At 76.4% G+C, this 9,339-nt stretch carries 9 protein-coding genes; 4 read left to right on the top strand and 5 right to left on the bottom strand.

Features of this window, described 5'->3' with window-relative positions; translation table 11 throughout:
- The 4 genes from ACFC1F_RS41475 to ACFC1F_RS41460 form a co-directional block, all read right to left on the bottom strand.
- Positions 1–581: HAMP domain-containing protein (locus tag ACFC1F_RS41475; RefSeq protein WP_376166775.1), on the bottom strand; the 581-nt coding region annotated here is incomplete at its 3' end.
- Positions 582–943: 362 nt separating this feature from the next.
- Positions 944–1,879 carry a SigB/SigF/SigG family RNA polymerase sigma factor gene (locus ACFC1F_RS41470; protein WP_376166772.1) on the bottom strand — a complete coding sequence of 312 codons (936 nt, stop codon included), beginning with the start codon at positions 1,877–1,879 and terminating at the stop codon, positions 944–946.
- A 585-nt stretch (positions 1,880–2,464) separates the two neighbouring features.
- The gene (locus ACFC1F_RS41465; protein ID WP_376166770.1) at positions 2,465–2,980 is read right to left on the bottom strand and encodes an ATP-binding protein; all 516 of its coding nucleotides are present in this window, start codon (positions 2,978–2,980) and stop codon (positions 2,465–2,467) included.
- A 10-nt stretch (positions 2,981–2,990) separates the two neighbouring features.
- On the bottom strand, positions 2,991–3,584 hold the full coding sequence (locus tag ACFC1F_RS41460; RefSeq protein ID WP_376166768.1) for an STAS domain-containing protein: 594 nt from the start codon (positions 3,582–3,584) through the stop codon (positions 2,991–2,993).
- 149 nt (positions 3,585–3,733) lie between these two features.
- On the opposite strand from ACFC1F_RS41460, the gene ACFC1F_RS41455 reads away from it, so the two are divergent.
- From ACFC1F_RS41455 to ACFC1F_RS41440, 4 genes are all read left to right on the top strand, one after another.
- The gene (locus ACFC1F_RS41455) at positions 3,734–4,744 is read left to right on the top strand and encodes an SDR family oxidoreductase (RefSeq protein ID WP_376166766.1); all 1,011 of its coding nucleotides are present in this window, start codon (positions 3,734–3,736) and stop codon (positions 4,742–4,744) included.
- On the top strand, positions 4,741–6,582 hold the full coding sequence (locus ACFC1F_RS41450; protein ID WP_376166764.1) for a glutamate--cysteine ligase: 1,842 nt from the start codon (positions 4,741–4,743) through the stop codon (positions 6,580–6,582). Before ACFC1F_RS41455 ends, ACFC1F_RS41450 begins: the two co-directional genes overlap by 4 nt.
- Positions 6,583–7,198: 616 nt before the next feature.
- Complete coding sequence (locus ACFC1F_RS41445) at positions 7,199–8,275, top strand: AI-2E family transporter (protein WP_376166762.1); 1,077 nt, start codon at positions 7,199–7,201, stop codon at positions 8,273–8,275.
- Between the two features lie 97 nt (positions 8,276–8,372).
- Positions 8,373–8,741: a hypothetical protein gene (locus ACFC1F_RS41440; RefSeq protein ID WP_376166760.1), complete on the top strand. Its 369-nt coding sequence runs from the start codon at positions 8,373–8,375 to the stop codon at positions 8,739–8,741.
- Between the two features lie 161 nt (positions 8,742–8,902).
- On the opposite strand, the gene ACFC1F_RS41435 is transcribed toward ACFC1F_RS41440, so the two are convergent.
- Positions 8,903–9,325 (bottom strand): GNAT family N-acetyltransferase, encoded by a 423-nt coding sequence (locus ACFC1F_RS41435; protein ID WP_376166758.1) that lies wholly within the window; start codon positions 9,323–9,325, stop codon positions 8,903–8,905.
- Positions 9,326–9,339: the final 14 nt, after the last annotated feature.

Here is a 9,339-nt window from a genome sequence, read left to right as displayed (position 1 = left end):
ACGTTGACGTTGTCCGTGAGGTCCTTCCAGGTGCCGGAGACGCCCCGGACGGGGGCCTGGCCGCCGAGCCGCCCCTCGGTACCGACCTCCCGGGCCACCCGGGTCACCTCCGCCGCGAAGGACCCGAGCTGGTCCACCATCGTGTTGACGGTGTTCTTCAGCTCCAGGATCTCGCCGCGCGCGTCCACCTCGATCTTCTGGGTGAGGTCCCCGCGGGCCACCGCCGTGGTCACCTGCGCGATGTTGCGCACCTGCCAGGTGAGGTTGCCGGCCATCGCGTTGACCGAGTCGGTGAGCTCCAGCCACGTCCCGGCCGATCCCGGCACCTGGGCCTGGCCGCCGAGCCGCCCCTCGGTACCGACCTCCCGGGCCACCCGGGTCACCTCCGAGGTGACCCGGGACAGCTGGTCGGCCATGCCGTTGAACACCGTGGCGATCTCGCCGAGCAGGCCGGGCCGGCCGGGGGTGAGCCTGGTCCCGAAGTCGCCGTCGCGCACCGCGGTCAGCCCGGCGAGCAGCTGTCGCAGGCCCTGCTCGGCCGGGTCCGCCGGCTGCGCGGCGGGCACCGCCTGGTCGTCCATCCGTCCCACCGTCCGGATCCGCCGCACCCGGGGAGTGCCGGGCGGCGCGCTCCGGGTCGTCGGGCGGCGGGCGCCGCCCTGCTCCCACTGTGCCACCCGTCGGCCGGACACGGCAGGCCCGGCGCCGGCGGCCCGCGCCGGGCGGCGGTCGGGCCTCGGGCCGGGGTCACTCCGTCCGGTACCCGGCGGCGCGGGCGGCGGCGAGTCGCAGGCCGACATCCGGGGCATCGCCGGCACCCGGGGCGACGGTGCCCGGCGGAACCGAGGGTGCCGTCGAAGAGCGGCCTCTCGATCCGCAGGCGACGGCCCCCGCAGCGCGGCTGTCCGCTGCGGGGGCCGAAGACGCCCGGCGGGAGGGGAATTCAGCCCGGCGTCCCGGCGCCGACCGGTGCCTGCGGCCCGTCGGCCCAGCCCGGGGCGTCCTGGTCGTCCAGCTCCTCGCGCAGCCGGGCGAGGGTGGCGGTGAGCAACCGGGAGACGTGCATCTGGGAGACGCCGATCCGGGCGGCGATCTCGGACTGCGTCCAGCCGTCCCAGAACCGGAGCTTGAGCACGGTCTGCTCGCGCCGCGGCAGCCGGCCCAGCAGCGGGCGCACCGCGGTGCGGAACTCGGCGAGTTCGAGGTTCTCGTCGCAGCCGCCGAGCCGGTCGAGCATGGCGCTCCCGCTCTCGCCGCCGTCCCGGTCCCGCAGCGCGTCCAACGAGTCGGGCCGGTACACCCGGCCGGCGACCAGCCCCTCGACGACCTGTTCCACCGTCAGGTCCAGGTCCTCGGCGATCTCCTCGGGGTGCGGGAGGCGGCCGAGTTCCTGCTCCAGCCGGTCCGACCCGCGGGCCACCTTCAGGTACAGCTCCTGCACGCTGCGCGGTACCCGGACCGGCCATGAGGTGTCGCGGAAGAAACGCTTGATCTCACCGGCGATGGTGGGGATGGCGTAGGTGATGAACTCGACGCCGCGCGCCGGGTCGTAGCCGTCGACGGCCTTGATCAGGCCGATGGTGCCGACCTGGAGGATGTCCTCCATGTCCTCGGCGCGGTGCCGGAACCGGGCGGCGATGAAGCGGACCAGCGGCATGTTGAGTTCGATGACGGTGCCGCGCACGTAGCTGTAGGCGTGGGTCTCGCGGGCGAGGCCGGCCAGCCGCTCGAACCGCGCGTCGCTGAGCTCGCGTGCCTCGGACTTGCCCATGGTGCGCAGCTCCGCATCGCTGGGACGCGGGGGCAGGTCGGGCGGGAGGCCGGAGGACGGCACGGCCGCCCGGTCGGTCCGGTGGCCGGTTTGCACGGGGGTGGACACGGTGGCTTCTCCTGGGCATCGGGGCGAACGGCCCCGGCACCGCGAACGGACGCGTTCGCGTGCCGCGGGCTTCTTTCCCGAGAACCTCTGCCCGGCTGCTTCAAGCGACGGTCCCGGTGGCACCTGCGGGTGCGGGGAGCGTCAGGCCGGTCGCCGTGACCGCTCCGGTGGTGTCCTACCCGCACCGTCCGGTTTCATCCCGTTCCGTCGGGATTTGCCGTCCCGCGCCCGGGTAGACGCCGCCGGGCAGCGACCCGAGGAAGGTGCCACGATGACCGTCCCCGTTCCCCCCGACCCGGACACCGAGCCGATCCCGCACCCGTACCCCGCACCGGGGCCGGGCGAAGGGCCCCGCCCCGCCCCGCCGCCGATCCCCCCGTTCCCGAGCCCGGAGCCCTTCCCGGGCCCGGCCCCGGCACCACGGCCCGAACCGCACCCCGGACAGGCGTGAGCGCCGCCCGCCGGTCGGCCGTCCGCCCGGTGCCGGTGGACGCCCGGGTCGGTACCACCGCCCGCCCGGGTCGGTACCGCCGTCCGCCCGGGTCAGTGCCGGCGGACGCCCGCCCGGGTCGGTGCCGGCGGACGTCAGCGCCGGCGGACGCGGTGGTCGATCCGGGCGACGCGGTGGTCGAGCGGGGACGGCACCTCCAGCCACACCCGCTTGCCCGTGCCCTCCGGCAACGAGCCCCAGGCCCGGGCCAGCCGGTCCACCACCCGCAGGCCGTGCCCGCCCGGCCGGCCGGGGTCGGCGTGCGGACGCAGTTGCGGCGGCACCGGGCTGGCATCCGTGACCTCGACCCGCAGCCGTTCGCCGTTCCAGCTCAACCGCAGCTCGCGCGGGCCGCCCGGGGCGTGCAGGCACGCGTTGGTGACCAGCTCCGAAACCATCAGCAGGACGTCCTGCGACACGGCCCGTTGCTCGTCGTCCTCTTGTTCCTCCTCGTCCTGTTGCGCCGCGTCCTTGCCGGGTAGCCAGTGCCAGGCCGCCAACGCCTGCCGGCTGAAGTCCCGGCAGCGCTGCACAGCGCCCTCGGCACCCTCCAGCCGGAGCCGCCGGGTCCGGTCGGATTCCGGGAGCGGGCCTTCCCACGGGCGCTTCATCCGGTGCTCCTCAGTCGCCGTCGGGGGGAGGAGCGTCCGCCACCGGACGGGGAGCCCGCAGCGCGGCGCCGAGGTCGGGGTGGATCCGCAGCACGCCGTCGACGCCGGTGAGCGCGAACACTCTGGCGACCACCGGACGCGGGCCGGCCAACTCCATACGGAGCCCGGCCGCCTCGGCGTCGAGGCGGGTGCGCAACAGGATGTTCAGCCCCGTCGAGTCGCAGAACCGCAGACCGGAGAGGTCGACGACGATCCGCTCCAGCCCCTCGTCCTCCGGCTCCTCGTCCGCGGGCACGGCCAGCGCCCTGCGCAGCACGTCACCCGTGTCGAGGTCCAGCTCGCCGGTGACGGTGACGACCCGGGTAGCCCCCTCCCGGCCCGTGACGACGTGCAGACCACCGCGTTCCTCGCCCCCTCCGTCGTCGGAGGGGTACTCGGCCGGCCGCGGCATGGTGGGCTCCCCGTCCGCTCGGGACGGCGTCGTGCCGTCCCGACCATCATGCCGCGCGGCGTGCGGGGCCGCACGGACGACCGGGGCCGGTGGTGCCACCGGCCCGGACGGAACCGGGCGCACCACGTACTCCTCGTACTGCTCGTCCTTCATGCCCCGCGTCTGTCCGATCCGACGGCGGCCACACACGCCGGAGGGCACGTCCGGGAGCACGCGCGCGACCCGACCACGAGGACGACGCCGAAGACCCTCCGGTCCGGGCGGCGACGTTTCGGCGGCCCCCGCCCGGCAAGACGCCGTCCATGACGTTCCGCGCACATCCGAACCCCCGCACCGTGGTCATCACCGGCGCCAGTGCCGGGATCGGCCGCGCCTGTGCCCGCGCCTTCGCCACCGACGGCAACCGCCTCGTCCTCGTCGCACGCGGGGCGGGCGGCCTGCGGGCGGCCGCCGCCGAGGCCGAGGCCGCCGGTTCACCGGTCCGCACGATCCCGGCGGACGTCGCCGACCCCGACGCCTGCGAGGCAGTGGCGACCGAGGCCGAGGCGGAGTTCGGACCGGTCGACGTCTGGGTCAACGACGCCCTCGTCTCCGTCTTCGCACCGTTCACCGAGATCAGCCCGGCCGAGTACCGCCGGGTCACCGAGGTCACCTACCTCGGCTACGTCAACGCCACCCGGGCCGCGCTGCGCCGGATGCTTCCGCGCGACCACGGCACCGTCGTCCAGGTCGGCTCCGTGATCGCCTACCGGGGCGTCCCCCTGCAAACCGCGTACAGCGGCGCCGAGCACGCGCTGCAGGGCTGGCACGAGGCACTGCGCCGCGAACTGCTGGCATCGGGGTCGGGCGTGCGGGTGACCATGGTGCAGCTGCCGGCGGTCAACACCCCGCAGTTCGACTGGGTGCTCAACCGGATGCGCGGTCGGGCCCGTCCCGTCCCGCCCGTCCACCAGCCCGAAGTCGCCGCCCGCGCGGTGCGGTACGCGGCCGACCACCCCCGCCGCCGCGAGTACTGGGTCGGTGCGCGCACGGCCGCCACGCTGGCCGCCAACGCCGTCGCCCCCGGCCTCCTGGACCGCTGCCTCGCCCGCACCGGCTTCGACGCCCAGCAGGAGGACCGGCCGCGCCGCGCGGACGACCCGGTCAACCTCTGGGCGCCGGTCGACGCCGTGAGGGATCGCGGCGCGCGCGGCCGGTTCGGCTCCGAGGCCCGCGGGCGAAGCGTCCAGCTGTGGGCCTCCCAGCACCACGGGCTGCTGGCGGCGGGCCTGCTGGGCACCGCGGCCGGCGCGCTGGCCCGGGGGTTGCGATGACCGGCACGCCCGGCACGCCCGCCGTCCCCGCCGTCCCCACCCTCGGGGTGGAGGAGGAGTTCCTGCTCGTCGACCGCCGGACCCGGCTGCCGGCCGAGCGCGCGCCACAGGTCATCGCGGACGCGGCCACCGTGCTCGGCAACCGGGTCCAGGCCGAGTTCTTCCCCGTCCAGGTCGAGGTCTGCAGCCGCCCGGCGACGCGGCTGGACGATCTCCGCGACGACCTCGTGCGGCTGCGTTCGGTCGTCGCCTCGGCAGCCGCCCGGGCCGGGTGCCTGCTGGTCGCCTCCGGCACCCCGGTGCTCTCCGCGCCCGGCCCCCGCCGGGTCACCGACGATCCGCGCTACCACCGGATGGCGGCCCGGTACGCCGGCGTGCTCGACGGCTGCGACGGGGCGCTGTGCGGCTGTCACGTCCACCTGGGCGTGGACGGGCGGGGACAGGCGCTGGCCCTGGGCAACCACCTGCGCGGCCTGCTGCCGGTGTTCCAGGCGCTCGCCGTCAACTCACCGTTCAGTGCGGGGCGGGACAGCGGCTTCGCGAGCTGGCGCTCCGTGCAGTGGTCGCGCTGGCCCACCGTCGGCCCGGCCCCGGTCCTGGACGAGGACCAGTACGAGGCGCTGGCGGACGCCCTCGTGGACCGCGGCGTCCTGCTGGACCGCCGGATGATCTACTGGTACGCCCGGCCGTCCGAGCACGTGCCCACCCTGGAGGTGCGGATCGCCGACGTCAACGCGGACCTGGACACCGTCGTCCTGCTGGCGGCCCTGCTGCGCGGACTGGGCGGTGTCCTCCTCACCGACGTCGACGCCGGACGGCGGCCGCCCCCCGTGCCCGCCGGTCTGCTCGGCGCCGCCCACTGGCGCGCCGCCCGCCTCGGCCTGTCCGGCGAGGGCCTCGACCCGGTCACCGGACGCCGCGCGCCGATGTCCGCTCTGGCCGAGCAGCTCGTCGAGTACGCGACTCCCGGCCTCACCGCCGCAGGTGACCTCGCCGCCGTGCGGTCCGGACTGGCCCGTCTGCACCGCCTCGGCACGGGCGCCGCCCGCCAGCACCTCGCCTTCCGCCGGCACGGACGGCTCACCGCCGTCGTCGACGAACTCGCCGCGCTCACGACCGCGGCGGCCTTACCCGGCGGGTTCGGGGCACCGGCCGGCGGGGTTCGGGACACCCGGCCGGCGCGCCGAGCCGATGATCACGCCGGCCGGGGAGGGCGTGCGGCGAACGAGTGGTCCGCGGGGGGCCATCCCGGGCGCGGCGGCGTTGCGTCCGGGACGCGGCCACCCTCCGGGCGGTACACATGGGGCCGCTCGCCGCGAGGGCGGGCCGGGCGCCCGGCACGGACGGGGCCCGGGGCGGACGGGGGAGGAATGCGCACCACAGTCGAACTCCTGCTCTGGTGGGGGCTGTTGCTGCCGAGCGCCCTGTTGATCAGTAGGGCGCTCAGCAGGCTGGAGACGGCCGTCGGCGGCTGCCTCGCCGCGGTCGGAGCGCTCGGTGCGGTCGGCGCGGACGGTGCAGTCGGTGCGGACGGTGCAGTCGCAGTCCGGCGCGCGTCCGGCGCCGCTGTGGGCGGTACGGCGTACCGGGCGCAGACACTCCGGGCGCAGGCGCTCCGGGCCTTCCCGCGGACCCCACTCGGCGACACCGCCCGGCTCGCCATCGTCGGTGCGTCCCCCCGCCCGCGGTGCGGCGCGTTCCGCAGCGTCCGACTCGCTCCTGCGTCCCCCCGCGCGGTACCGGCCTGCTCGACGCCCGGACCGGGGAACTCGGCCTCGCCCGGAGCGGCGCCGCCCTCGACCGACACGCCGCGGCCGGGCACGGCCGGGACGCCTTGACGGTCCGCACCTCCGTCCTGGCGCTCGCCGGCCCGCCCGCGAAGGCCGCGGCGCCGCCATTCGACATCCGACCGCGCGGGCTGCTGCCGACCGGCCGCCTGGGCATCGGCGCCCTGCCCGGTGCCGGCCATCCCGCCGACACTCTCGGCCGGCCTGGCGGGCCGGCCACGCCGCCGGGACCGGGGATCCGGTGGACGCCGGCCGGCCTCGCGCCCGGTCTGCTCCCCGCCCTGCGGGCCACCGCCGCCGTCCGCCGCGACCGCCGGCGTGCCACCACACGCCGGTACTGCGCCGCCGACCTGCCGCTGCGCCGCCTGCACTCCGGGCTGCCCGGCGACTACGCGGCGCGGATCGCCGTGGGCCTGGCGGCGCGGCCTGGTGGGACTGCTGGTGGCACTGACCGCGCGGCTGTGGCCGGCGCACCGCCTCGCCCGCGGTTTCCACCCCGACCCGCCGGGTAGCCGCGGGATGTCGCAGCCCGAACCGGATCCCGATCGCAGAGAGGCCGCCCGTGCGGATGAACACCGGTGGACCGGCCCGGCGGCCCCGCCCGCCCGGCGGCCGACGGCCGCGTGTACCCACGCCCCCGCCCCGACCCGCGCTGTCCGGGGACGGCGTGCCGCCCGGGCTGCGGACCGTCGCCGGGTACACCTGGCGGCTGGTCCTGCTCGGCGTGGCGGCCTTCCTCCTGGTCCTCGTCCTCACCCGGCTCGAACTGCCGGTCGTCGCGGTGTTCCTGGCCCTGGTCATCACCTCCGTACTGCGGCCGGCCGTCGATCTCCTGGACCGGCTGGTGCCCCGCTCGCTGGCCGTCCTGTTGGCCTTCCTGGGCTCGATCGCCCTGGTCGGCGGGATCCTGGCGTTCGTCGGCACGACCGTCGCCGACGAGTGGACCGGCCTGGGCAGCGAACTGCACGGCGGCCTGGGCCGACTCGACCGCTGGCTGACCCGCGCGCCCTTCCACCTCCACGCGGGCACCGTCACCGACTTCCGGGCGAAGCTCGGCGAGTTCGTCGCGGCCCACCGGTCGACGCTGATCAGCACCGCCATCAGCGGAGCGGGCCGGGCCGTCGAGGTGGTCACCGCGGTCGCGCTCGCGGTGTTCTGCTCGGTGTTCTTCCTCCACTCCGGTGACCGGATGTGGTCCTGGGCCGAGCACCAGCTGCCCGCCGGCGCCCGGCCGGTCTGGGACCGGGCGGGCCGCGCCGCCTGGCAGACCTTCGCCGGTTACACCCGCGGCGTGCTCATCGTGGCGTCGACCAACGCCGTCCTGGTCGGCATCGCCCTCGCCCTGCTGGGGGTGCCGTTGGTGCTCCCCCTGGTCGTACTGGAGTTCGTCGCCGCACTCGTCCCCCTGATCGGCTCCCCCATCGCACTGGCCATCGCCGCGCTGGTCGCCCTCGCCGCGCGTGGCCCGGTGGTCGCCCTGCTGGTGCTCGGGCTGATCGTGGTCATCGGCCAGATCGAGGGCCATCTGCTGCACCCGTTGGTCCTCGGCTGGTCGGTGCGGCTCCACCCGGTGGTGGTCGCCCTGTCGGTGACCGGTGGCGCCGTGCTGGGCGGGGTGCTGGGCGCGGTGGTGGCCGTGCCGGTGGTGTCGGTCGCGTGGGCGGTGACCGGCGAGCTCCGCGACCACGGGACCGGGGCCCGGCCACGGTCCCGGCCCCCGTCCACCGGGCGGGCAGCCCCGTAAGGGCGGGGCGCGGGCGGTCCCGCCGCTTCGGCGGGAGGGGTAGCGTTCCGTCGGACGACGATGGCAGCCGCGGCTGCACCGACCGGGGAGGGGCACCATGGCACCTGAGTCCGCCGCCGCGACGAGTCCGGCCGGCCGGGCCGCCTGGGGCGCCCGGTCCGCCTGGGGCGTGCTCGGGATCCTCCTGCTCGCCTGGACGGTGTTCGAGGCGGTGAAGCACACCGGCGCCACCGTCCCGTGCGCCGTGCTCGGGCTCCTCCTCCCCTTCCTGACCAGGGCGGCACCGGGCTCGGCGGCCGTTCGACACCTGCTGCTCCGGGTCTGGGCACCGGTCGCCGTCATGGCGGTCTGCTCCGCCGTCCCGGGCCCTGCCGACGACATCGCCGCGCCGTTCACCTTCGGGCTGGCCTGGCTGGCCCACCTCGCGGTCGGGCGGGCCCTGGGACACGGGATCCGGCCCTCCTGAGCCGACCGCCGGATCCGGGGAGCGGGACCGGGGGCTCGGCGCACAGGGCGCTGCGCAGGAAGTCGGGCGGGCCGACTTCTCGCGCAGCCGCCCGGCCCGGCCCGCTCGGCCCGCTCGGTGGGGCGGACACGGGCGCCGGGGGCCGGGGGCGGGACGGGGGGTCAGACCAGGCGGTGCATGCCCACCGAGTGCGGGGCCGTCCCGACGAAGCCGTGCTTGGTGTAGAGGCGGTGGGCGTCGCCGTCGGCGATGAGCGAGACGTACGCGCCCGGCACGGCACGGCGCTCCAGCTCGGCGACCAGGCCCGCCATGATCCGCCCTCCGAGACCCCGGCCCTGATGGGCGGGCAGGACGCAGACGTCGGCGATCTGGAAGACCATGCCGCCGTCGCCGACGATCCGCCCCATGCCGACGGTCCGGCCGTCCCCGGTGTGCACGGTCACGCCGTACCAGGTCTGCGGCAGCCCGGCGGCCACCGCGGCGGCGGGGCGGTCGCTCATCCCGGAGGCGGTGCGGAGGTGGCGGAAGGTGTCCACGTCGGGCACGCCCGACCGAAGCTCGTAAGAGTCAGTAGCGTCATTCATACCTTACATCATAG

The organism is Kitasatospora sp. NPDC056181, assembly GCF_042266225.1.
Classification (GTDB): domain Bacteria; phylum Actinomycetota; class Actinomycetes; order Streptomycetales; family Streptomycetaceae; genus Kitasatospora.
The sequence above is the reverse complement of the archived record's forward strand: the minus strand, read 5'-3'. Positions and strand labels throughout refer to the sequence as shown.